This window comes from Mariniradius sediminis, assembly GCF_021491425.1.
Classification (GTDB): Bacteria; Bacteroidota; Bacteroidia; order Cytophagales; family Cyclobacteriaceae; genus Mariniradius; species Mariniradius saccharolyticus.
The window spans coordinates 64,852-88,617 of sequence record NZ_JAKEVZ010000008.1; the positions used below are offsets into that span (position 1 = coordinate 64,852).

The 23,766-nt window shown below is 48.4% G+C and carries 25 protein-coding genes; 10 read left to right on the forward strand and 15 right to left on the reverse strand.

Annotation, left to right across the window (positions count from 1 at the left end):
• The first annotated feature begins 150 nt into the window (after positions 1 to 150).
• From L0U89_RS11470 to L0U89_RS11480, 3 genes are all read left to right on the forward strand, one after another.
• Positions 151 to 360: a YgaP family membrane protein gene (locus L0U89_RS11470; RefSeq protein ID WP_008623117.1), complete on the forward strand. Its 210-nt coding sequence runs from the start codon at positions 151 to 153 to the stop codon at positions 358 to 360.
• Positions 361 to 517: 157 nt separating this feature from the next.
• The gene (locus L0U89_RS11475; RefSeq protein WP_234861650.1) at positions 518 to 1,927 is read left to right on the forward strand and encodes a Gfo/Idh/MocA family protein; all 1,410 of its coding nucleotides are present in this window, start codon (positions 518 to 520) and stop codon (positions 1,925 to 1,927) included.
• Positions 1,928 to 2,116: 189 nt separating this feature from the next.
• Positions 2,117 to 2,635 (forward strand): hypothetical protein, encoded by a 519-nt coding sequence (locus L0U89_RS11480; RefSeq protein ID WP_234861651.1) that lies wholly within the window; start codon positions 2,117 to 2,119, stop codon positions 2,633 to 2,635.
• Positions 2,636 to 2,795: 160 nt separating this feature from the next.
• On the opposite strand, the gene L0U89_RS11485 is transcribed toward L0U89_RS11480, so the two are convergent.
• Genes L0U89_RS11485 through L0U89_RS11505 form a run of 5 tightly spaced genes read right to left on the reverse strand, consistent with a single transcriptional unit; the run spans position 2,796 to position 6,251 of the window.
• Positions 2,796 to 3,254, reverse strand: coding sequence for a DUF4268 domain-containing protein (locus L0U89_RS11485; RefSeq protein WP_234861652.1), 459 nt, complete (start codon positions 3,252 to 3,254; stop codon positions 2,796 to 2,798).
• 3 nt (positions 3,255 to 3,257) lie between these two features.
• Positions 3,258 to 4,121, reverse strand: a complete 864-nt coding sequence (locus L0U89_RS11490) for a ChaN family lipoprotein (RefSeq protein WP_234861653.1) — start codon at positions 4,119 to 4,121, stop codon at positions 3,258 to 3,260.
• Positions 4,114 to 4,479 carry a dihydroneopterin aldolase gene (folB, locus tag L0U89_RS11495; protein ID WP_234861654.1) on the reverse strand — a complete coding sequence of 122 codons (366 nt, stop codon included), beginning with the start codon at positions 4,477 to 4,479 and terminating at the stop codon, positions 4,114 to 4,116. Before folB ends, L0U89_RS11490 begins: the two co-directional genes overlap by 8 nt.
• A complete protein-coding gene (locus tag L0U89_RS11500) occupies positions 4,479 to 5,336 on the reverse strand; it encodes a DivIVA domain-containing protein (protein WP_234861655.1) in 858 nt (285 codons plus the stop codon). The genes folB and L0U89_RS11500 overlap by 1 nt, the downstream gene beginning before the upstream one ends.
• A 6-nt stretch (positions 5,337 to 5,342) precedes the next feature.
• Complete coding sequence (locus L0U89_RS11505) at positions 5,343 to 6,251, reverse strand: WD40 repeat domain-containing protein (protein WP_234861656.1); 909 nt, start codon at positions 6,249 to 6,251, stop codon at positions 5,343 to 5,345.
• A 38-nt stretch (positions 6,252 to 6,289) separates the two neighbouring features.
• On the opposite strand from L0U89_RS11505, the gene L0U89_RS11510 reads away from it, so the two are divergent.
• Together L0U89_RS11510 and L0U89_RS11515 are read left to right on the forward strand one after the other, a co-directional pair.
• The gene (locus tag L0U89_RS11510; RefSeq protein ID WP_234861657.1) at positions 6,290 to 6,919 is read left to right on the forward strand and encodes a 4'-phosphopantetheinyl transferase family protein; all 630 of its coding nucleotides are present in this window, start codon (positions 6,290 to 6,292) and stop codon (positions 6,917 to 6,919) included.
• A gap of 116 nt (positions 6,920 to 7,035) precedes the next feature.
• Positions 7,036 to 7,614, forward strand: a complete 579-nt coding sequence (locus tag L0U89_RS11515) for a redoxin domain-containing protein (RefSeq protein ID WP_234861658.1) — start codon at positions 7,036 to 7,038, stop codon at positions 7,612 to 7,614.
• On the opposite strand, the gene L0U89_RS11520 is transcribed toward L0U89_RS11515, so the two are convergent.
• From L0U89_RS11520 to hutH, 8 genes are all read right to left on the reverse strand, one after another.
• Complete coding sequence (locus L0U89_RS11520; RefSeq protein WP_255777890.1) at positions 7,611 to 8,444, reverse strand: transglutaminase-like domain-containing protein; 834 nt, start codon at positions 8,442 to 8,444, stop codon at positions 7,611 to 7,613. The two genes, L0U89_RS11515 and L0U89_RS11520, sit on opposite strands and share 4 nt — an antisense overlap.
• A gap of 94 nt (positions 8,445 to 8,538) precedes the next feature.
• Complete coding sequence (locus L0U89_RS11525) at positions 8,539 to 10,170, reverse strand: acyl-CoA carboxylase subunit beta (RefSeq protein WP_234861659.1); 1,632 nt, start codon at positions 10,168 to 10,170, stop codon at positions 8,539 to 8,541.
• Positions 10,171 to 10,376: 206 nt separating this feature from the next.
• Complete coding sequence (locus L0U89_RS11530; RefSeq protein WP_234861660.1) at positions 10,377 to 11,075, reverse strand: outer membrane beta-barrel protein; 699 nt, start codon at positions 11,073 to 11,075, stop codon at positions 10,377 to 10,379.
• Between the two features lie 108 nt (positions 11,076 to 11,183).
• Complete coding sequence (gene hutU / locus L0U89_RS11535) at positions 11,184 to 13,178, reverse strand: urocanate hydratase (RefSeq protein ID WP_234861661.1); 1,995 nt, start codon at positions 13,176 to 13,178, stop codon at positions 11,184 to 11,186.
• Between the two features lie 147 nt (positions 13,179 to 13,325).
• Entirely contained in the window at positions 13,326 to 13,673 is a 348-nt protein-coding gene (locus L0U89_RS11540) for a HepT-like ribonuclease domain-containing protein (protein WP_234861662.1), read from the reverse strand.
• Complete coding sequence (locus L0U89_RS11545; RefSeq protein WP_234861663.1) at positions 13,666 to 13,965, reverse strand: nucleotidyltransferase family protein; 300 nt, start codon at positions 13,963 to 13,965, stop codon at positions 13,666 to 13,668. The genes L0U89_RS11540 and L0U89_RS11545 overlap by 8 nt, the downstream gene beginning before the upstream one ends.
• Before the next feature lie 48 nt (positions 13,966 to 14,013).
• Complete coding sequence (gene hutI / locus L0U89_RS11550) at positions 14,014 to 15,258, reverse strand: imidazolonepropionase (protein ID WP_234861801.1); 1,245 nt, start codon at positions 15,256 to 15,258, stop codon at positions 14,014 to 14,016.
• Positions 15,259 to 15,411: 153 nt separating this feature from the next.
• Positions 15,412 to 16,983: a histidine ammonia-lyase gene (hutH, locus tag L0U89_RS11555; RefSeq protein WP_234861664.1), complete on the reverse strand. Its 1,572-nt coding sequence runs from the start codon at positions 16,981 to 16,983 to the stop codon at positions 15,412 to 15,414.
• A 244-nt stretch (positions 16,984 to 17,227) separates the two neighbouring features.
• Here hutH and L0U89_RS11560 point away from each other — a divergent pair, with 244 nt between their 5' ends.
• From L0U89_RS11560 to L0U89_RS11580, 5 genes are all read left to right on the forward strand, one after another.
• Positions 17,228 to 17,791: an ORF6N domain-containing protein gene (locus tag L0U89_RS11560; RefSeq protein ID WP_234861665.1), complete on the forward strand. Its 564-nt coding sequence runs from the start codon at positions 17,228 to 17,230 to the stop codon at positions 17,789 to 17,791.
• A gap of 286 nt (positions 17,792 to 18,077) precedes the next feature.
• Positions 18,078 to 18,956 carry a LysR family transcriptional regulator gene (locus L0U89_RS11565; protein ID WP_234861666.1) on the forward strand — a complete coding sequence of 293 codons (879 nt, stop codon included), beginning with the start codon at positions 18,078 to 18,080 and terminating at the stop codon, positions 18,954 to 18,956.
• A 132-nt stretch (positions 18,957 to 19,088) separates the two neighbouring features.
• Positions 19,089 to 19,295, forward strand: a complete 207-nt coding sequence (locus L0U89_RS11570) for a DUF2191 domain-containing protein (RefSeq protein WP_234861667.1) — start codon at positions 19,089 to 19,091, stop codon at positions 19,293 to 19,295.
• Positions 19,292 to 19,678 (forward strand): PIN domain-containing protein, encoded by a 387-nt coding sequence (locus L0U89_RS11575; protein WP_234861668.1) that lies wholly within the window; start codon positions 19,292 to 19,294, stop codon positions 19,676 to 19,678. Before L0U89_RS11570 ends, L0U89_RS11575 begins: the two co-directional genes overlap by 4 nt.
• A gap of 282 nt (positions 19,679 to 19,960) precedes the next feature.
• Entirely contained in the window at positions 19,961 to 20,785 is an 825-nt protein-coding gene (locus L0U89_RS11580) for a helix-turn-helix domain-containing protein (protein WP_234861669.1), read from the forward strand.
• An 89-nt stretch (positions 20,786 to 20,874) separates the two neighbouring features.
• On the opposite strand, the gene menD is transcribed toward L0U89_RS11580, so the two are convergent.
• Together menD and L0U89_RS11590 are read right to left on the reverse strand one after the other, a co-directional pair.
• Entirely contained in the window at positions 20,875 to 22,554 is a 1,680-nt protein-coding gene (menD, locus tag L0U89_RS11585) for a 2-succinyl-5-enolpyruvyl-6-hydroxy-3-cyclohexene-1-carboxylic-acid synthase (RefSeq protein ID WP_234861670.1), read from the reverse strand.
• Entirely contained in the window at positions 22,551 to 23,765 is a 1,215-nt protein-coding gene (locus L0U89_RS11590; RefSeq protein ID WP_234861671.1) for a chorismate-binding protein, read from the reverse strand. Before L0U89_RS11590 ends, menD begins: the two co-directional genes overlap by 4 nt.
• Position 23,766 lies beyond the last annotated feature (1 nt).

A 23,766-nucleotide genomic window follows, 5' to 3' on the forward strand; every position in this document is an offset into this window, starting at 1 on the left:
AGGGCTAGTCGATTTTGATCTTGATTTCTCGGTTCTATTTGTGACAAATGTGACAGTCATTTTTTGAGGAGGGTTGTACTTTCAGCTTGTCTTAGGGAATAATTACCCCACCGACATTACATTCTTCCATTTACCATCAAACAAATGATTATGAAAAAGAACATGGGAAGTGCTGACAGGATTGTACGCATCCTGATCGCGCTATTGGCCGCTTATCTGTACTACGCCGGCATCGTCACAGGTACCTGGGGTATCGTGCTCATTGTCGTTTCCGTGATTTTCCTTTTGACGAGTGCGGTGGGTTTTTGCCCGCTTTATGCCGTCTTCGGCATCAGAACCTGCCCAGTGAAAAAGGCATAAATCAAACAGACTACTGTTTTATGTGAGACCTTGCGGAACAAAACCCGCAAGGTTTTTTCATTTTTTTGGGAGCGGACTGGATACAAAGCGAATAAAGTATAAATTCAAGCTTTACAAACTTTGGTAAATTATCGTCGCATCCAGATATCCTATACCCATGAGCAATAACCGCAGAGACTTCCTCAAAATCGCTGGCCTTGGCTTGGTTGGCGCGAGCATCCCCCATATCGGCAAGGCAGAAAGCCTGGACCAAGTCCACCAACTGAGTATGAAAAGCCATGTGCAGCAGTTCAACATGTGCAACTTTGCGGCTCCCAAGATTCCGGTCGTGCGCGTAGGTGTTGTTGGCTTGGGTATGCGGGGGCCGGGGGCAGTTGAGCGGCTGAGCAAGATTGAAGGAGTAGAAATCAAAGCCTTATGCGATTTGATTCCCGAGCGTGTGGACAAGGCAAAAAAGCTTCTGGAAGGTACCAAGCATGCCCCTGAATCCTATTCAGGCTCTGTTTATGCCTGGAAAAAGATGGTGGACCGCAAGGACCTAGACCTGATTTACATTGCCACGCCTTGGGATTGGCATACGCCGATGGCTGTCTATGCCATGGAAAACGGCAAACACGCAGCAGTGGAAGTGCCCGCCGCTAAGACACTGGAAGAGTGCTGGCAGCTGGTCGAAACTTCCGAGCGTACCAAAAAGCACTGCATGATGCTGGAAAACTGCTGTTATGACTTTTTTGAGCTGATGACCCTGAGCATGAAGCGGGACGGGTTTTTTGGGGAAATCGTCCATACCGAAGGCGCGTACATCCATGACCTGCTTTGGCTCAACTTTATGAAGGATTCGGAAGGCGGCTATCAGGATATGTGGCGACTCAAGGAGAACTATCGCAACGGCAACCTGTATGCCACGCATGGACTCGGCCCGATTTGTCAAATCATGGACATCAACCGCGGCGACCAAATGGACTACCTGACTTCGCTTTCCTCCATTGATTTCCAAATGGCCGGCAAAGCCCGCGAATTGGCCGAAGCAGATTCCTTTTTCGGTCCATTTGCAGAAAAGAAGTACCGTGGCAACATGAACACCACGCTCGTCAAGACCAAAAAGGGCCGCTCTATCATGATCCAACACGATGTGACATCACCACGGCCGTACTCGCGCCTGCATGTGATCAGCGGCACCGAAGGCTTTGCACAAAAGTACCCCAATCCGAAGGTCGCCAAGGGTCATAGCTGGATGAAGGATGAGGAGTTCAAAGCGCTCGAGGAGAAGTATACGCCCGAGATCGTCCGCAAGGTCGGGGAACTCGCCAAGCAAATCGGCGGACATGGCGGTATGGATTTTATGATGGACTGGAGGTTGATAGACTGCCTGCGGAATGGACTTCCGCTCGATCAGGACGTCTATGATGCTGCGCTGTGGTCGGCAATCTCCCCGCTGAGTGAATGGTCCGTGGCCAACCGCTCCAATGCCATTGACGTGCCTGACTTTACCGCCGGCGCCTGGAAATCCAACAAACCTGTCGAAATCACCCTGAAAGGGGGTGGGACGACGAAGGTGATTGTGTAGAGAGAATGCTGCCGAGATTTTTGTGATGGCAGACGACTTTGATCCAGCTTCCATGGACGAATTTCCTTTTTCCCAACAAAAAGAAATATTCAAAAACATGTCCTGAAAGACGGTGGAGTATGAAGCGCGTTTCAAGCAACTTGATCAAATCAAGCATATCCGCTTGGCGTTTGAAATTTACGCCTTCCTGTGTTTGTGGAAGTTCATTTACAAATTTCAACTAAATTTAACTGGATTTGTTTTTGCAGACTTGAAATGGAGAATGTAGAATTCAGGATTTTTAAAAAGGGTAGAGGCCCTATTATAACTGCAAATCGTGTTGTCTACGGGTTAGGTTTGATTTCGGCAAGCTTTATTTATCTGATTCCCAAATACCTTCAGGAAAGCGTAATTGAGAAAATTGGAGTTTTTGGAATGTTTTTAACATTAGTTTTGATGGTTATCTTGGGATTCACTAAGTTTTTTACAAGAAAATCGCTATCGGGTACATTGGATCAAGTCTTGAAGTTCTGTGAAAACGAGATTGGAGTCGGTGACCAGAGATTTAGCCTAAAAGACATCAACAAGATAGAGTTTACGGTTGGAGACTATTTTGACCAAATGGAATATTCAGAATCGAATCTCAATCCGGCTAGATCGAATGGAACCTCAAATACTTGCCGACTTATTTTGACAAACGGCACCCGTATTGAAGTTTCAATTGATTGAAAAATTTGAATTCAGGAAAATGAGGGAATTACTTATCCATTACCATACTAGTGGGAAAATCCACTTTCTTAGTCTTATTGATTATTTAGGAATTAAAGACTACAAAGAGATCCAAGAGTTCAAAAAATCATTACCAAGATAACGGCTAGGATGTATGTTGTCACCCATCCTCAAAAGCCGGTTTGATATTGGTCCAGAAGGCGTCGAGGGCGATGATGCGGGGCTTCAGGAAAGAGATGATTTCGGGCCAGGTATCCTTGTCCATCACGTTGGGGCCGGGCTTTACGGTTTGGATGCGGGAGATAAGTCGGCCTTCTGAATTCGGCACGTGCATTTCCCAAGTCCATGATTCGCCAAGTTCGGCTTCGAGGAGCTTTTTGAATTCCAGAAACTGCTCATAATACAGTTGCTGCATTTCCAGGTCCTTGTGGCAGATTTCGATCCCGATGGACGCGAAACCCTGCTCGGCACGCATCCTGAAGTAGATATCTTTGATGCCTGTCTTGTAGTTTTGCCAGTTGGTACGAAAACCCGTGGCCGAAGGGACCGGCTTCATGTACATACCGAAAGCCGTCCAAAAATCCTGTCTGACTTGGGAGTTTTCCGACCGACTGTACATGTCTCAGTAGCTTTTGTGGCTATCCAAAGGTAGGACAATGATGAAATCGGCTGAGCTTTGGTTTTTCGGATCCAAGGTGTGGATATTGTCCTGTTCTACAGTATTGATCGTCATGATTCGGACGGTGGGAAATTTCCGCTTGAGGTACCAAACGATTCCTTCATAGTTGTTGGAATGGTAGGAACCGTTGACATGGAAGATGGTTTTGCCTTTGTTGATATAGTCAAAAAGTGAATAGGCCATCGTCGCGTCCTTGACAGCCTGCGCCTCGATCATGTAGTCTAGGTTCATGCCGCTGCCATGCATCATATCCTTCATTCCGACGTAGCCTGGCAGCGTTTTATCCACCTCTATCGGCACGGGGGCGATATAGCTCTTGGCGGCATTGCTCAAGCTATCCAAGCCAGTCAAGCCCTGTCTGCTTACAAGAGATGCATATTTCCGCGGAATATTGGAAGCGACAAAGGGTATTTGGTTTTTTTTGGCATAGAGCATCAAAGGCTTGTAATCGGTCGCATAATTTTTCCACAGCTTCGCTTCCGCCTCAAAATTGCTGTCCCTCATTTTCCCCGCAAGCCATTCGTCGATGTTGAGTTGGTCGTCACGTTCAAAGAACTCGGCTCCGAGGACGACTTTTTTCCCAGATTCATGAAGTGATTTCAGCATTTGCAGCTGTAGCCAATGTGCCAGCGAGTTGTTGTGCAGCTCGCCAAAAAAGATGACCTCGTGCTGCCCGGCAATCTCCGCCATTGCTTCGAAGCGGACTTCATTCCCCTGATTGTTGTAGATTTTGTAGGGCGAAGTTTGCGCAATCGCCATTGCCGACAACAGGAATCCTGTGATTATGAGGCTGATTCTTTTAGACATAGTCTTGTGGATATTGTACCGTGACGACGGAGTAGTTTACCACGCCGCCGAGCGCGGGATTGTGTTTTTTGATGGTGATGGAGATATGCTTGAGGGCCGGATAGGTTTTGAGGATATCCTGGATCATCAGGTGGGCAAGGTGCTCGAGCAGTTTCACCGGTTCCTTCATGTGGGCCTGTGCAATTTTGTACAGCCTGCCGTAGTCGACGGTCTCTTTCAGGTCATCCTCGAGCATGGCTTTTTTGAAGTCAGTCTCGACGTGGATATCGACAGTAAACCTGTTGCCGAGGATTTTCTCCTCCGAGAACACACCATGGTATGCATGGAACTCAATTCCTTCCAAGGAAACCTTTCCCATCAGTCAAATTGGTCAAAAAATGAACTGCCCTTGTCGGGTTTGGCTTTTGGATCTTCTGTTTTTGGAGTTTCGTCCTCGCTTGGGCTTTCCTCGGTTTCAGCCTCTGCAAGTGGTTCTGAAGGAGCCTCAGCCATTTCATCCTCTACAGATTCCACTACTGAAACAGGCTCTTCTTTTGGGATTTCGACGGTTTCGGCGCCCACGTCCGGAACTGGCTGTTCGATGTCCGGGGTTGGCTCAGGTGTAGCGACTTCCGGTTCAGGTAGATTAGCAAGCGTAAATGCCTTTGACTTCTCCAATTCGCTGACCAAGTTGGCATGCGTTTGCACGTTTACCTTTTTGAAGGATTCCTGTGATACTTCGATGCTATGTTGGATATCTTCAGAGACTTTCTTTAGGTTTTTGAGTACCAAATCCCGCTCTTTCAAAAGTGATTCGTAGTCTTTGACCAATTTTTGGACATCGGCTTTCAGGTCTGCGAGGACCGTTTTTGCTTTGGCTTCGGATAGCTCCAGCAATTGGTTTGACCGCCTTCTGGCATCAGCAAGCATGGACTCTGCGTTGTTTTTGGCATCAGCGAGAATATCGTTGGCGGCTTGGTTGGCTTCTTCGATGATGCTTACGCCGGTATCTTCGGCGGTTTTCAAGGTTCTGAAAAGAGATTCCTCCACATCCTTGAGTTTTTTGGCCTCACGTCGGCTGATTTCGAGATCACGCTCGAGCGCGGCTTTTTCATCTTCCAGCTTGTCCCAAGCATCTGCTACGAGGCCTAGGTAGGCTGTGACTTCGTCTTTGTCATAGCCGCGGAAGTTTTTTTCGAATGTTTTTTGAAGGATGTCTTTGGAGGTTATTTTCATGTTTTTCTAAAATTCTAGGTTCCAAATGGAAATTTTTCTGTCGTCGCTGATGGAAATGATTTGTTGGTTGTAGGTACTCCAGAGGACTTTGTTGATGGAGGTGCCGTGCCCCGCATACCTTGCCTTGTCAATGACTTTGAGGAGTTTAAGTGTTTCGGTGTCCCAAACCTTAATGGATTTGTCCATGCTGCAGGTAACAAAATACCTGCCATCTTCCCGGAAGGAGAGGTAATTGATGGCATACATATGGGCTACGATGGATTCCTTGAGGGAGAAATCTGTGGTGTCCCAAATCTTAAGGTGTGCATCCCTTCCACCGCTGACCATGATCTTTGCATTGGGAGCAAATCCAAGTGCAAATACCGAGTTGGTGTGGGCGTTGAGGCTATGCAGTGGCTGTAGGGTTTGCAGGTCAAATACCTTTACGCTGTGGTCGCTCAATCCCGCCGCGAGGTAATTTCGGGATGGATCAATGGCCAATACGCGAACGCTTTTTTCCGAAATCTTGATATGTTTTCTGACGGACCTTTTGATACGGTCCACCACTGTAATCACCCCATCCGCTGTGGCGACAAATATATCGTTGCCAAATATTTTGATGTCGAAAATCGACTGGGAGGTAAGGTTGACAGACCAGAGTTCTTTTTGGTTTTCGAGGTCTATCACATGGATTCCCTCGAAATTGTGCCCAATGATCAGGTGGTTTTTTTCGATATCCACTTCAAGTGCATACACCGAATGTCCGACTTTGGCTACCAATCGCCCATCGGCCGGATTGTCCAAATCCCAAGCTACGACCATCCCATCTCCTGAACCCGTAAAAAAATACCTTGGGTCGGGGGCTTCTGCCAAGGCATAAATGCAGTCGTTGTGTCCGGTGAGGGTATGTAATTTATTTACTTGGATTTTCAGCATATTTTGATGTGATTAGCACTCATTCCCGGGTTGCGTCTATGCAAACAAAAATAGAAAAAATAAGTCCTTTGTCAGCCTTGGCTGTCAATAATATTGAGGAAGTCTCGCAGAATGGAACGGATTTTTTAAGTTTTAGGGAGAAGCTTGCGTATGCCAATATCTCCCGGCCAGACAAGCAAAAGGAATGGAAGGGCGCACGCCTCGCCATCAAGTTTGCTTTGGAATTGATCTCCCTGCCCTATCCCGGCTTCTTCAAAGATGAGCATGGTAAATCCCACCCAATGGATGGATATGGGTTTGTTTCCCTGACACATACCAAAGGTTTGGCAGCAGCCATTTTCCACAAAGAAATGCCCGTGGGAATCGATTTGGATTTCGTACGGGAGAAAGTTATTCGCCTGGGGCCGAAATTCCTGGACGAAGTTGAGATGGAATTTTTGGCCAACGACCCCTTGCTGTACACGATTGCATGGTCTGCCAAAGAATCCATATTCAAATGCCAGGGAAGAAAGGGAATCAGTCTCAGGCAGAATATCCGCTTGGAACCATTTACGATCGCGGATACCGTAGTGAAAGGTCGGGTCGAGCAATCCGAATTTTCGGACCATCATTACCAAGTGAAAGTGGAACATGAAAATGACATCGTTCTGACTTATACCATTTGGTAGGGAGATTGTATATTTGAATAAAGAGGGCTGAGGTACAAAGTACGATGTACCAAGTACAAAGTGCGGAAGACTTCGATGACTATTTAAGGAAGAAAAATTTGATGGGAAAAAAGAAAATGAAAAAGCTCATTACGTTTGTTTTGTGTTTTTTGCTGATCTGGCCTTCCTTTGGTCAGCGCGTGGAGGATTTCACGTTGACGGACGTGCTTAGTGGACAGGCTTTTTCACTAACTGACCACGCCGAATCGAAGGCGGTGGTGCTGGTGTTCACGAGTTTGAATTGCCCGTTTTCCAAATTGTACGAAGATAGGATTGCGCAAATGCATGCCGATTTTGGAGCAGATGGATTCGTGTTTACGATGATCAATCCCCATTTAGGATTGGAGGAGGGCGAAAATGTAGAGGCAGCCAAAGCCCGTGCAAATGAAAAGAAGTTCGTTTTTCCGATCTTGGATGACAAGTCTCAAGTTGTCACACGGCAATTTGGGATCACAAAGTTGCCTGAGGTGGTCGTTATTACACCCAGTCCCACGGGTTGGGCCGTTGCTTACCGGGGGGCGATTGACAACAATCCCCAAGTCGCAGCCAATGCCAACATGAAATACCTGGAAAATGCGCTTGCGGCCATCCAAAACAGGCGCAACCCAAGCCCCACATCCACCCGCCCAGTTGGATGCAACGTAAAGTCACGTTAATTCTCGAGTATCGAAAGCAATTCCCTGACTTCATCCATTTTTTCCACCTCGCCCAGCTTTTCGAATGCCCCGATCAAGTTTCTCAGCATGCGGGCAATGATGTCGAGGTTGGTGCAAGGCTCAAAAAACACGTCCTTCGGCTCTATCTGCAAGTGCTCCAGGTAGTTTGAAATATCGTTTTTTCCAAAAATCAGGCCTTTATTGAAAGCGTTGATGTAGAAGGTCGTTTCCTTGGATTTGTAGGTCAGGACAAAGAGGTTTGGTAAGTTGACGCCATAGATCGGCAGGCCCAGTTTCTTAGCCACCAAGAGGTATATGGCGCAAAGGCTGATGGGGTTGCCTTTTCTGCTCTCGATGACGTTGCTGATCATGCTGTTGCCGGGAGAATGGAAGTTTTTGGTATTGGCCGAAAAACGCAGCGTTCCGAAAAGCACCCCGTTGATGATCCGTACTTGCTCAAATGGCAACAGGTCATTTTTGAAAGCCGTCCAAACCTCAAAGTAGATCTGATGCATGTCGGCATTCAACTTTTCAAATTCCAAGTCGGGATATTGATAGGTATTGATGATCCAAAGCCCAGTAAGCAAATCCTGGTCTGGCGAATTTTTCCAATCACGAAGCCGGTCTTTCAAAAGAAAAAACTGCAAATGGTGGACGAGCTCCTCGATTTCCTTTTGTAGTTCGGGATTGAAAGAGTCCTCCCATTTCTTTTCCAAAAAAGGGATCACGGAGTGTCCGAGGGAAATGATTTTGTTCTTGACGTGGGATTTGACCTCTTGGTCCGTATCATCCAACAAGGATACCAGGGCGTTTAATTCGCTATCAGTCATTTTTTCTATGCCGATCGTTGGGTGAATAAGTTAACAAAATCTCTGCAGCAAGAAAAGGGCAAGAAGACAAAGTGTAGGACGAAATTTTGCCCACCTAGGTTTGGATAACGCCGACATTGAAGCGCTCGTTGATCGGGGCATGATTAGCGGCCTCAATACCCATGCTGATGATTTTTCTGGTTTCCAATGGGTCGATTACGCCATCCACCCAAAGCCTCGCCGCAGCGTAGTAGGGGCTGAGTTCCTCGTTGTATTTGTCTGTGATTTCCTTCAGCAATTGGTTTTCCTCCTCGGGGGAAATCACTTTGCCGGATTTTTGAAGCGCAGAGACTTTGATTTGCAGCAGGGTTTTGGCGGCAGATGCCCCACTCATCACGGCCATTTGCGCCGTGGGCCAGGAGAAGATCAGCCTCGGATCATAGGCTTTTCCGCACATCGCATAGTTGCCGGCGCCGTAGGAATTGCCAAGGATGAAGGTGAATTTCGGCACGACCGAATTGGCCATGGCATTTACCATTTTGGCTCCATCCTTGATGATGCCGCCATGCTCGGCTTTGCTGCCGACCATAAATCCACTCACATCCTGCAGAAAAACCAGTGGGATTTTGCGTTGGTTGCAGTTCATGATAAACCGGGCGGCTTTGTCGGCGGAGTCCGAGTAAATGACGCCGCCCATTTGCATTTCACCTTTCTTGGTTTTGACGATTTTGCGTTGGTTGGCAATGATGCCTACCGCCCATCCATCGATCCGGGCAGTGGCACAGATCAGTGTTTTACCATAGTCGGCCTTGTATTCCTCCCAATCCGAGTTGTCCACCAAGCGTGCCAAAACCTCATGCAAGTCGTAAGGCTTCACGCGATCGGTAGGGAACACATCATATAGGTCGGTAACATTTTTTGCTGGGGCCACAGGTTCCTTCCTGTCAAACCCTGCCTTTTCGCTTGCACCGATTTTGTCAAATATCTTCTTGATGGCATCGAGGCACTCCTGGTCGTTGGCGTATTTGTTGTCGGTCACGCCTGATATCTCACAGTGGGTAGTGGCGCCTCCAAGGGTCTCGTTGTCGACGACTTCGCCGATGGCAGCCTTTACCAAGTACGAGCCTGCCAGAAAAATCGAACCAGTTTTGTCCACAATCATGGCCTCGTCGGACATAATGGGCAGGTATGCCCCCCCGGCCACGCAGCTTCCCATGATGGCGGCCACTTGGATGATGCCCATGGATGACATGCGGGCATTGTTGCGGAATTGGCGTCCAAAATGCTCCTTGTCGGGGAAAATTTCGTTTTGCATCGGAAGGAATACCCCCGCACTGTCCACCAAGTAAATGATCGGGAGGCGGTTTTCCATCGCGACTTCCTGTGCACGAAGGTTCTTTTTGGCAGTCATCGGAAACCAAGCCCCAGCCTTTACGGTCGCATCGTTGGCCACGATGACACACATCCGGCCGCTGACGTAGCCGATTCCGGTCACCACGCCAGCCGATGGACAGCCGCCCTCTTCCTCATACATACCGTCCGCCGCGAATTGGCCGATTTCGAGGAATTCGGAACCAGCATCTGTTAGATAGGAGATCCGCTCTCTAGCGGTAAGTTTCCCCTTTTCATGTTCCTTGGCGATGCGGGATTTGCCTCCGCCAAGATGGATGGTTTCGGATTTGCTTCGTAAATGCTGGAGAAGCCGTTGGAATTCGGCTTCGTTGGCAGTGGGTGATTTGGTTTCCATCAAGTTATTTGGGTTCAGTTTTCAGGTGGTGCTAAAATAGGGCATATTTTGCCTAAACAAAACCCGTGGGTAGAGGAGTTTGTTGGAAAAATGAAATATCGTTTCAGTCAAGACCGCACCAGTTTAGGCCTGAGATTCCTTGAAATGGATTCAATGGGAAAGCGTGAAAAATGGAATTCATTTCATCCGATCGGTTGTCACCAAGACTAATCCTTTTGCCCCGCGCCAATTGGAATCCGCAGGTAGACGTTCAAAGAAGTGTTTTTGCTTGTGACGATTGGATCGACGCGGACGTCTACAAGGCCATAATAATACAGCATCCCAATACTCATACTCTTTAGCTCTTTTTTTAATTTGTATCCGACCCCGCCGATAAGGCCTGCATCAAGCCTGTAAAATTCATCACCAACTTCTCTCCGGAAATTGGCAGCACCATTTGCAGCCTCTACATCAAAATCATCGTAGGCTTTTGATCGTAAGCCTGCTTGGATACCTCCCTCCAAAAGAAACCTTTGTTTGATCCGCTGTTGCCACATGATGGGTACTGCGAATGTATTGATTTTGGTCGTAAGGGTCCCATTTTGAAAAATGGCGTCCAAGTTTGGGTCCCCAAGTTGGTAGGGCTTCATGCCAGTCGCTCCAAAGGAATTCTTCACCAAAACGCCGGTACTTAGAAATGAATTTTCCTTAAGCATAATATGAAAGTAAAACCCCAGGTTGAAGTTATTGAGGGCCTTTGTTTCCAATGTTCCGTTGAAGTCGGTACGGTTGAATCCGCCTGTAAGGCCAAACTCAATTTTGTCGGAATTGAGTTTATCACCAAAAAGCAAGGAAATCAGTACTTGTGAACGTGCCGTTCCAGAGAAGGAGAGGAGCAGCGTTACCAATATGATGGATTTTTTCATAGGGAATTCAGATGACAGGATATGGTTCTGTTTGCCATGACGAATGTATCCAAATTATATCAGGAAGGGAAGAAATAGGCGATGAGGTTTAATGCAAGGAGCGTTCCCTCATTGAAGCAGGAATTTTTCATCCACCAACTCCGGCAATGTCACCTTCAATCCAGGTGTTCTCTCCATTTCCCGCTTGATCGCAAATAAGGCCTCTTCGTTTCGTGCCCAAGCCCGGCGGGAAATGCCATTGTTGACATCGTAGAATAACATGGATTTGAGTTTCCGGTCTGCTTCGGATGTGCCATCAAGCAGCATTCCAAAGCCGCCGTTGATGACTTCTCCCCAGCCAACGCCGCCGCCGTTGTGGATGGAAACCCAGGTGGCACCGCGAAAACTGTCCCCGATGACATTGTGGATCGCCATGTCAGCGGTAAACTTGCTGCCATCGTAGATGTTGCTCGTTTCCCGGAAAGGGGAATCCGTGCCGCTTACATCGTGGTGGTCTCGTCCCAAGACGATTGGTGCGGAGATTTCACCAGCGCTCACTGCTTGATTGAAAGCCTCGGCAATTTTGATCCGACCTTCGGCGTCGGCATAGAGAATCCGAGCCTGTGAGCCTACAACAAGTTTGTTTTTCCCGGCTTCCTCAATCCAGCGGATATTGTCCTGCAATTGCTGTTGGATTTCCTTTGGTGCATTTGAACTGATTTTCTTCATCACCTCAAGGGCAATTTGGTCGGTCTTTTCCAAGTCGGCTGCGTTCCCCGAAGTACATACCCAGCGGAATGGCCCGAATCCGAAATCAAAACACATGGGTCCCAGGATATCCTGCACGTAAGAAGGGTACTTGAAATCGATGCCATTCTCTGCCATCACAGCTGCACCGGCGCGGGATGCCTCGAGAAGGAAGGCATTTCCGTAGTCAAAAAAGTACATTCCCTTGGCAGCATGCCTATTGATCGCGGTGGCATGGCGACGGAGGGATTCTTGGACTTTGCTTTTGAAGTTTTCAGGATCCTTTGCCATCATATCGTTAGCCTCTTCGAAACTCAGCCCCGCGGGATAGTAGCCCCCTGCCCAGGGATTGTGAAGGGAAGTCTGGTCCGAACCGAGTTCGACGTTGATGTTGTCGACGTCGAACTTTTCCCATACATCCACGACATTTCCCAAATAGGCAATGGACACAACTTCGGCGTTGTTTTGCGCTTGACGTACACGGGATACGAGCCTATCCAAGTCATCGACCAATTCATCCACCCATCCCTGTGCATGTCTCTTGTATGCTGCTTTCGGGTTGACTTCTGCGCAGACTGTGACACAGCCTGCGATGTTTCCGGCCTTAGGTTGGGCACCGGACATGCCGCCAAGACCCGCTGTCAGGAATACCTTTCCCCTTGGATTTACAGCCGTGCCCAGTTTTTTCCGAAAGGCATTCATGACCGTAATGGTAGTGCCATGGACGATTCCCTGTGGCCCAATATACATATAGGAACCCGCAGTCATCTGTCCGTATTGCGTCACGCCCAATGCATTGTAGCGCTCCCAATCGTCCGGCTTGGAGTAGTTGGGAATCATCATGCCATTGGTAACCACGACACGCGGAGCATCTTTGGAAGAAGGGAAAAGCCCCATGGGATGCCCTGAATACATGTGGAGGGTTTGTTCTTCGTCCATTTCGGCGAGATATTGCATGGTAAGCAGGTACTGCGCCCAGTTTTGAAATACCGCCCCATTGCCGCCATAGGTAATCAATTCGTGTGGGTGCTGTGCCACTGCCGGATCCAGGTTGTTTTGGATCATCAGCATAATGGCGGCCGCTTGTGGGGTTTTGGCCGGGTATTCAGAAATCGGCCGCGCATACATCTCATAATCGGGCCGAAACCTGTACATGTATATCCGCCCATAATCCTGTAGTTCGGCAAGAAACTCCTGCGCCAACTCTGCATGCCAAGCCTTCGGAATGTACCGAAGCGCATTTCTGACGGCCAGTTTTTTCTCTTCCAGACTCAAAATGTCCTTGCGCTTCGGCGCATGGGATACGTTCGGATCCAGTGGCTTTTTAGCTGGAAGCTCGGAGGGGATACCTTGGAGGATGAGTTCTTGGAATGTCATTGGGGGAAGTAATTGGCTGAGTGGTTATTGAGTTATTAGTTACCTGGATTGGAGGAGTGGTGTTTCGGGCGATATTTTTTTGGTGAATAACCAGAAAAAAGCAACGGGATAGAAGATTGAATTGCATCTTAAATCGTAATTGAGGGGCTATTTTCCAATCAGTTTCTTAAGTTGTATTTCCGGCTTGGGTAGATGGTATGAAAGAATTGACCAGATCATTTCGTCCGAAATACCATCGTAGGCATGGATGATTTGGTTTCGCAATCCGATAATGGAAACGGCTTCGGGCAAATATCCCAAGAATTCAGCATCCCGTTTCAGGATTCGATTGACCGCTTCACCAATGATTTCGAGATTCCGCTCGATTGCTCTTTTGAGCATCAACTTGTCTCGATATTCCTGAGCAGATGTCACATTTTCTTCGCTAAGAAACCCGTTGATTTCCGCTATCGCGAATTGGACATCGTAGAGCCATTTCTCTATTTTTTTATCCATAGATCAATTCTTTCGATTGGTTGATGGAATCGATCAGAACTGGATTTTTAAGGGTTTGTAACTCGACTAAGTCGATCTTGCGTCCAAAAACCCCTTGTAGTTCATTTTTTAGCACAAGGAAATTTTCGAAGTATTCGGTGGTTTTCATTTCCTTGAATTTGACCAAAAGATCCACATCGGAGCCTTCCGTCATTGTTCCTTTTGCGGCCGAACCAAAAAGATAAAGTTTCTCCACGTGGTGTTTATCGCAGAGCGTTTGGATTGAATCAAGCGGAATTTCCAAGGTTTTCATTCGCATAATTTACTTAATTTTTCCCTTTTTATCTTCATTTGATCATTTTCAGACTCTTTCCCCCCTTTTCCAAACGATCGAGGGCTTAAGCCTGCCTTGCTGGTAGGTGATCTCTCTGTAGTCGGCGGTTGGGAAAAGGATAAAGTCCGCGAGTTGTCCGAAAGCCAGGACTCCGCGATCCTGAAGTCCCAAAGCCGCTGCCGCCCGGAAGGTGATTCCAGCCAAGACCTCTGCATTGCTGAGTTTTTGGAAGGTCCCCAACACGCTTGCCTGCATCAGCAAATCACCCATGGGCGCGGAACCCGGATTCCAATCGGATCCGATAGCCAGGGAAGCACCTGCATCGAGGAGTTTCCGCGCGGGCGTGAAGCCTACCCCCAGTCCCAAAGATGCGCCGGGCAATGCCACGGGAATCGTATCGGAATTGGCCAGCAAGGCAATTTCTTTTCCCGTACTTGCCTCCAAATGATCTGCCGACATGGCCCCGAAATCCATTGCCACCTGCGACCCGCCCACATGAAACTGATCCGCATGGATCGTAATGTCAAAGCCCAAATCCTTGGCTTTTTCAAAATAATTTTGGATATCCTCGGCACTGAAGGCTGTGTCCTCTATAAAGGCATCCACGCGGTTTGTAAGGTTTTCAGATTTTAGGATGGGAAAGAGTTCATCGGAGATATTTTTGAGGTATTCCCGCTGGTTTCCCTCAAAATCCCTCGGTCGGATATGTGCGGCCAGGCAGGTAGCAATCAGGTCTGCCTCCGTGCTTTCGCCTGCAAGCTGGATGGCCCTCAGCATTTTCAATTCCTCTTCCACAGACAGTCCGTAGCCGCTCTTCACCTCGATCGTCGTAATGCCATCCTTCAGGTGCCTGTTGGCGCGCTGGGCGGTCAACTGGGCGAGTTTTTCCAAGCTCGCTTTTCGTGTCTGGGTTACGCTTTCCCAAATACCGCCGCCCGATTTGGCGATCTCGAGGTAAGATTTTCCCGCGTTGCGCATGGCGTAATCCTGTGCCCTTGAGCCGGCAAAGCAGATATGCGTATGGCAATCCACCATTCCCGGCATCGCTACAAAGTCGGCCTTGAGGTTGACCATCTCCGCTCCAATGGACTGAGCCTCTGGGAAAATATCCCAATAGCTGCCGATTTGGTGGATTTTGTCGTTTTTCAGGAGGATTCCAGCCTCTTGGATGATTTCCAAATCTTCATCTCGAAGTGCACCCTTCAGCGTCAGGTTTGCCATGGTGAGTACTTGCCGGATTGGGCCAATAAAGGTGTATTGGATGGTTTTCATCATAATGCCACAAATGCATGAATAAGTTTTTGGGACAAAGTCAGATTGGCAGCGGCCTTAGTCTTTTCAGAAAGACCTAAGGATTTTTAGGCTAGAAAGACACTGCAACATTATTTTTTTTCTTCCTTCTTAGTGTCTTTTTGGCAATTCAATCTAGAACCTATCAAACTCCTCCGACCACCTCGTATCCAGTGCCAAACCTGCCTTCGCGGCCACTTCTTTGGCTAAAGTTAGCAATTCCCCGCTACGGATGATCTCGATGGCCGTTTCCATATCCTCGTACATGATTTGGTCTTCGGTGACATGTTTGATTTTGGTGCGGACATGTTCGTAAAGGGCTGTCATGATCTTCCCCGACTTAAGTGGAGCATGGAAATCCACCGCCTGCGCCGCGCAGAACAGCTCGATGCCGAGGATTTTCTCCACGTTTTCGATGACCTGGAGGGCTTTTCGGGCGCCGATGCTGCCCATACTCACATGATCTTCCTGACCGAGCGATGTCGGAATGCTGTCTGCCGAAGAAGGAAAGCAGAGTCCTTTGTTTTCACTCGCCAAGGCAGCCGAGGTATACTGCGGAATCATAAATCCCGAATTCAGCCCCGTTTCTTTCAAGAGCAGCTTTGGCACCCCGGGCGTATCACCTTCCAGGGAAAGGTAAATCCTTCGGTCAGAGATATTGCCGATTTCCGAAGCTGCCAGGCAGGCATAATCCAAAGGCACGGCAATCGGCTGTCCATGGAAGTTTCCCCCGCTGATGGTATGATTTTCGTCAAACACGACAGGATTGTCCGTCACGGAGTTGATTTCTACTTCGAGCATCTGCTTCAGGTGCAGCCAAGCATTTCGGGAAGCACCGTGCACTTGTGGCATGCAGCGTAGAGAATAAGGGTCTTGGACGCGCGCACAGGCAGCATGGGAATGCACGATTTCCGATTCATGCAGCAGGTTTTGGATCGTTTGGGCCACATGCTGGTTGCCGGCGTAAGGTCTGAGTTGGTGGAGTTCTGCGGAAAAAGGTTTCACCGAGCCCAAAAGCCCTTCCAGCATCATCGCGCCTGTGATATCCGCATGGGCAAGGATATTGTAAAAACGCTCCACAACCTTGACGCCAAAGGCAGCTATGAATTGGGTTCCGTTGATCAAGGCCAGGCCTTCCTTGGGACCCAGACTGATGGGCTCGATGTCCAACAGTTGAAAGGCCTTGGTGGTCGACATGATTTCCCCTTTGAAATGGACCCGTCCCAAGCCAATCAAGGGCAGGAACAAATGGGAAAGGGGTGCCAAGTCACCCGAAGCACCCACCGAACCTTGTTTGGGGACGACGGGGATGATATTGTGGTCGATATGCCAGAGAATCCGATCGAGCGTACTTTCCCTAATCCCGGAATATCCTTTTGCCAGCGCATGTAGCTTCAGTACCAGCATCAATTTGGCAATGTCGATTGGGATCGGCTCGCCGATGCCCACCGCATGGCTTTTGAGTAGGTTTTCTTGGAGTTTTTGTGTCTGATCAGGGGAGATGAGCGTGGTGCATAGGGGACCAAATCCCGTGTTGATGCCATAGACCGGGTTTCCGTTGGCGACGATCTCTTGCACCGCTGCTGCTGATTTTTTGACCTGCGCGCGGGTTTCCGGGGATAAGACACCTTTGATTTCACCGTTAGCAATGCCGAGGGCAATGGAGGCAGTCAGGTGTTCTTGGCCGTATTGGAAGGTGTTTTTCATTGTTTCTTTTTTCTCACAAAGCCCCAATCGAGAAATGGGTGATTTGGATTATGGACAAATTTAGGTTCAATAATTCATACTTATAAATATCAAAAAGATCAGATAGTAATTACTATTGATTATTAAAAGCGATTTAAACGTTTAACTCGGGCCGTGAATTTTGTATCCAACGCCGTGCTTGGTAGATTGTCTTTATTCTTTCGGGGCGAGATGTGACAGATAGCGCCCTCTAACCTAAAGAGCGATGAAACATTCACAGGAATTGATATTACAAGAGCGGATTTCAAGAGCCATACATGTGGTCAGGAATCAAAAAACCATGATGGACAGTGATTTGGCTGAAATGTATGGTGTGGAAACAAAAGTGCTCAATCAGGCAGTGAAGCGGAATTTGGATAGGTTTCCGGAGGACTTCATGTTTCAGCTTACGGTCGAGGAGTGGGAGGGTTTGAAGGCGGAATTTGAGGAACAAAAAGGACGGGATTTTTTAAGGTCACAAATTGTGACCTTAGAAGATGGCAGGGGACGACACCGGAAGTACCTTCCCTATGTGTTTACCGAGCAAGGTGTCGCCATGCTGTCCTCGGTTTTGAACAGCCCCACTGCCATCCAGGTCAATATTTCGATCATGCGGGTATTCGTAAAAATGCGACAATGGGCAACAAACTATGAGGGCTTGGTCAAAAGGATCGAAGAGCTCAGCCAAAACCAAAGCGAGCACAACGAACATATCAGAAATATTTACCAAATAATTGAGGAGTTGATACGCCCGGGGTATTCCGAACGGAATCGCATTGGGTTCAAATAGGTGAGATGAATTCTTTCAGGGACGGTTAAATTCCCGTTCCTTCGAGAAAAGGCAGCTAGGGTATTTTATTCAAGGGGATTCGAATACATATACCATAGTATGCCCGCGTTCTAATGTATTGATTACTTTTGATTATTGAAGTAGAAACCATTGTGCAACAGCACCATTGTCTAATGTTGTGGAATTATTGGGAAAAGGCCACGAATGGACGAATGGCTCTCTGCCAACTGCGACTGCCAACTACTTTCAAGCTTTAGCATCTTCGTGGCAATAAACACATCAGTGCTTGAACATCGAACTCCGACACCTCGAATACTTCCGTGCGGTAGCCGAAGAACTGAACTTCGGGCGGGCAGCGGATCGCCTTTTCATTTCCCAACCGGGACTCAGCCGTCAAATCAAGCAGATGGAGGAAATCCTCGGCGTGCTGCTTTTTGAGCGGACCAAAAGGCATGTCGAACTGACCGCCGCAGGCATGTACCTCAAATCCGAGGTCGATTACATCTTCAACCACCTCCAACTCACCAAGTCCCAACTCCGGGAAATCGCCGCCGGGAATGTGGGCGAGCTTCGGATCGGATTCCTAGGTTCGGCAGCGCATACCATCTTGCCGGAGCTGTTGGTGAAGATCTCGCAAACCTTTCCCGGCATCCGCACCAATCTCGAAGAACTGAGCAATGCCAGCCAAGTCGAAATGCTCGAAAAGGACAAGCTCGATTTGGGATTTGTCCGCTTGGCACGGGTGCCGGATACGCTTCAGATGAAAATGGTGCAGCAGGACACCTTTTCGCTCGTCCTCCCACTTGGGCACCCGATAGAGGCGGAAAAGTTCAAGCATATCGGCCAGTTGAAGGACGAAAACTTCATCCTCTTTTCCCAAGACTACTCCTCAGTCTACTACGACAAAATCATGTCCATCTGTGAGGATAGGGGCTTTTCGCCCCGGATCACCCACAAGTCCGTCCATGCCCTGACGATATTCAAGCTGGTGGAGGCGGGTTTGGGCGTGGCGATTGTGCCGAGTTCACTGAAGGAGGGCTATGACTTGAAAGTGAAATTTGTCGAACTCGGAAATATTCGCCAAAAAACTGAGCTCTATGCCGTTTGGAAAAGGGGCAACCGGAATCCAGCTTTGGGAAAAGCCTTGGAATTGATTGTCGGATAGTGACAGATAGCCAGTTCGTTTTGCCTTCATCCTTGGCAATTCTCAAACTCGGAAATTGACCCTACTTCGTAGGACAACGAATTTTGTTTTATTATACGATATATGATCGTATTTTTGTAAAAAATTGATAACATGAAAGTTACTGCGATTATCCCGGATGATTTGGTGCAAGAAACGATCGAACTTTCTCAGGCTTCATCTGTGACGGAGGCTTTGAAGATTGCCCTAGTTTCCTACATCAGGTCGCAAAAGATCAAGAAGCTTGGTTCAAATATTTTGAACGAGCCCTTGGAGTTCAAGTATTCGGCCCAGGAACTTCGTGATCTGAACAGAAGATGAGAGGTGTAGTCTTGGATACCTCGGTATGGATTGAATACCTCCGTGGCAATCCCGATTTTTTTGGAACCTGCCAAGAACTTTTGGAAAATGGTAGGGTTTACGGTCTTGAACTGATTTTTGCGGAGCTGCTGCAGGGGGCAAGAGGAGAAAGGGAGATCGAGACCATTTTGGCATTTTCGTCCCTTGTTCCGAGTTTGGATGAACCTTTCATTGTCATTGACTCAGGTTTGATTTCGCAAAGGGAGAATTATGTCAATCAGGGTGTCGGCTTGATAGATGCGGTGATTGTCAATGCGGTAAGGAAAAATGGGCTCTTGCTTTGGACGCTCGATACCAAAATCCGCCGCGTGCTCGGATATGGTTTTTCTTTTGAGTTGGATTAGGTTGGTCTTTTTTGGGGATGTTTTCCGAAAAGAAATCGGGAATCCGCTTTAGTTAGTACGATCTCGATTTCTTCACCTGTCTTTTCTGGATTTCAGGGCCGAAACTAAAATCCCATATCTCATACCCCAAATTACAAATCTCACATCTCATATCACATATCACCCTTCTTCTCCCTCATTTTCCCAAATGCCGTGCAAATGTCGGGTCAAATCCGCTTAAATTGCGTGAGTGTTTCAATCATTTCCCTCCAAATTGCCATGGTCAAACAAACGATCTTAACAATGAAACAACCACAATTGGGCCAGAAGATCCAGGAATGGAGAAAGGCCAAAGGCATGACACAGGAGGAATTGGTCGAGCGCTGCAACATCAACGTGCGGACCATTCAGCGCATCGAGGCAGGGGAGGTAGCACCGCGTCCCTATACGGTAAAGGCGATTTTGGAGGTATTGGAGGTGAAATCGGAAGAAGTGAAGGAACTCAAATTGGATGGCGATGAGCCCGCAAAGCCTGATCAACTGCGCGCCTGGTTGCGGTTTTCTTTTGTCACGGGTATCATTTATTTGATTTTTGCCATCGTGGAATCCGTCCTTGACATGGCCTTGGTGACGGAAGGGCGTTCTATTGAAACTGGTTTCGGAATGCTCTATACCTCCGTCAAAATGGGGGTATTGGTCCTATTTATCATGTTTACCTCAGGATTCTTCAAGCTAGGGCAAGCGCATGGCAATATTTTGATCAAACTGGTTTCTATATTGATGATAGGTGCCACAGGTATCTTTATCGTCGATGATATCCTGACCTATTGGAATGGGTCGGATATTTATTCCGGCCTTATTTTTCGTTCGATAGTCGCTGGTTCGCTGTATGTGCTTTTTGCCACGGGTTTCCTACTCATGGCGCGGGAGAGGAGCAAATTGTACCTGATGACCGGCGTCATCGGCTTGATGACGGGCGTGAGTTTCCTGACTGTCGTGTTCGCGATACCGGGATTGGTACTGCTGACGGTCTTTGAGGTTTTCCTGCTTGTAGTCCTGCATTCTGAATACAAGGGGCAAGCCAGCACGGAGTCCATGGCCCTCGTCGGAAAAGCGCAGGTGCTTTGATTTGCAAAAACTGAGGAAATCGGATATTGGCGACTTTCTTCCAATTGAAAAAATTCCCATTCGGCTGTCAATAACTTGGCAGCCGTTTTTTATTTCAATACCGCAGCAATCTGCGCCTTGACCCATTTCAGCACCTCGGCGTTTTTTGGACTTTCGGACAGGATTTCGAGGATTTTGGGCCGCTCGCTTTTTTCGTAGAAATTGTTCAGTCCTGATTCCAGCGATTCTTGGTCGGCCGCTGCGTGGTAGCCAAAGCCGAATTCCGCTGCCAAGGATTTTCCGTCAAGCGGTTGCCGGGTTTCGAAATATTCCTCCAACTCCGGCTGCCGGGCCGGGCCATCGATCAGGCGGAAAATCCCACCCGCATGGTTATTCAGCAGAATGATGCGGAGGTTGGGCATAGGGTAATTGTGCCAATAGGCGTTGCGATCGTAGAAAAAGGCCATATCCCCGGTGATCAAGGTGACAAAACCATCGGAGACAAAAGCACAACCGACCGCCGTGCTGCTGCTGCCGTCGATGCCACTCGTGCCGCGGTTGCTATAGACTTCGGGGTCGATTTTTCCCAAAAAATTCAAATACCGCACGGCCATACTGTTGGCTACATGGATTTTGCTGGCTGCTGGTATTTTTGCCAAAACAGTTTGCAAAGCTTTGTATTCGCCAAAATCTGCCCCGTGGATCGTTGCAGGTAGGTGCTTGCGGACTTTTTCTTCCAGGGATGTCCAATGTTTTGCAAAGTCCAGGTTCGATTGGACTGTTTGCCCGATAAGCTGGAGGAAATCCAAAGCATCACAGGATATCGTTTTCTCCAGATGTTGGTAAGTGTCCGGTACATAGCCCGCTGGCTGGATGTGCCAATGGGCAGCTTCCGAGTTTCGCAGAAAAAGCTTCAAACTCTTGGATATGATCGATTTGCCAAAGGAAATAATCAGGTCCGGGTGAAGTGAATTTTTCAATTCCGAATTCCCAACATAATGGTCATGCAGGCAAATCGTACGGGAAGACTGTAGGTTGCTGATGCTATCTGTGACCACAACAGCCTGGTGATTGGCGGCGATTTGATCCAAGATCTGCCGCAATGCTAAATCCGGAAACTGCTGCCCCGGTACGATGAGGATTTTTCGATATATCAGCAACTCCTGTTCGATCACTTTCTTTTGATCCGTTGAGAGTGTCGGCCTTCCTTTGACTTGATTGATAACCTGCAGGTCTTTATCAAAGTCAAAGCGCTCTTCTTTTTCCGGATAGAATGGTTCCCTCAGGGGAATGTTGATATGTACCGGTCCTGCCGGGAAATCCGCCGCAAGATTGATCGCTTCATTCACGATCCGATTGGCATGCCAAACTTTGTCCGCGTGACCAAACTCATCGGGAAACTGGAAGAATCCCTTTACATGCTTCCCATAGATCTCGGTTTGGCGGATGGTTTGGCCGTCCCATTGGTCGATCCATTCGGGTGGTCTGTCGGCGGTCAGGATAAGTAAGGGAATCTGTTGGAAATAGGCCTCGGCAACCGCTGGAGCGTAGTTGTAAGCAGCGGAACCTGAAGTGCAGACCAGCGCTACGGGTTGTCCAAGCTGTTGCGCCATGCCCAGGGCAATGAATGCGGCTGACCTTTCGTCGGAGATGGTTTTGGTGTGGATTTCCGGATGTCTCGCAAAAGCCAAAGTGATGGGCGCACAGCGCGATCCGGGCGAAAGAATGGCATGTCTGATGCCCTTTTTGGCACAAAGGCTCACCAAGTCAACGATAGGCTGTAGGATCAAGGCCGTTGGTTTTTGAGGTGGTTGCCGATGATATCACATTTCATTTCGGTTTCTTCCCATTCGGACTCGGGGTCCGAGTCTTCCGTCACGCCCGCGCCGGCATATAGCCAAGCCGCGTTCTCGGTCAGCCTTGCGGTGCGCAGGTTGACAAAAATGGAAGTTTCCCCTTCCACATTGACAGGTCCGATGAAGCCCGCGAAGAGCGATCGGTCAAAAGACTCATTTTCCTTTAGAAACTCCAACGCTGCTTGTCTCGGCATGCCGCATACCGCGGAAGTCGGGTGAAGGAGTTGGAGCATCACGGAACCGAGTTGGGGGAAATTCGTCGCTTTCATGTCGACCCTAAAGTCTGAGCGCAGGTGCAGTAGGTTTCCGGCAACGACCGTCTTTGGACCGTGTTCGTCGTATTCCCGAAGACGTATTTTTTTGAAACAATCCACGATGTACCTACTGACCAAGGCCTGTTCCTCGATTTCCTTTTGGGTCCAAGCGGCATTTTTGATGGGATTGTCACCCTTTGCTTTTTGCGTGCCGGCCAGCGACATGGTATAAAAGGTATCACCCTTGGTCTGGATCAATACCTCGGGTGAAGCACCCAGCCAAGTACCGACTCCCGGTAGGTGGAAGAAATTAATAAAGGCGTTGGGGTAGGAGGAAAGCAGGTTTTTAAAGGCCGCTGCAAGGTCAAAGGAGGCTTCGAGCGGCAGGGTCTTACGCCGGGCGGGAACGATTTTGCTCAGTTGTCCGCTTTCGATCGACGCGATTCCTTTTTTCACCAAATCAAGGAATGCCGGCTTTTCCATGCCGACACCTGTTTTCCCTTCCTCGGTATGATCAACTTTTACAAAAAGATGCCTGATCTTTTGCACTGCCTCTGGGGTAGGGAGCATCAAAGGCAGTGGTTCCAATTCCTCCAATTGGCTTTCGATCGACTGCCCTAGGTCCACTTTGAAATATTCGCTTGCCTCCATGAAAAAGGCCATCCGGTCGGCTTGGTCTTCAAACGGATGCACAACAAATCCCGCAGGAAGCTCCTCGAGGTTGAGGGGTACCCTTTTCAACTGTCCCGATTTGTCGATCAGAACTTGGAGGAAATTGGATTTGGGCTTCCGCCAAATAGCGATTTGGCCACCCATTTCCATCCAATAGGCCAATAAATTGGCGAGGTAATGCTCGAGTCCTTCCAGTTTTGCCAGTGTGGTTTCCTGCATC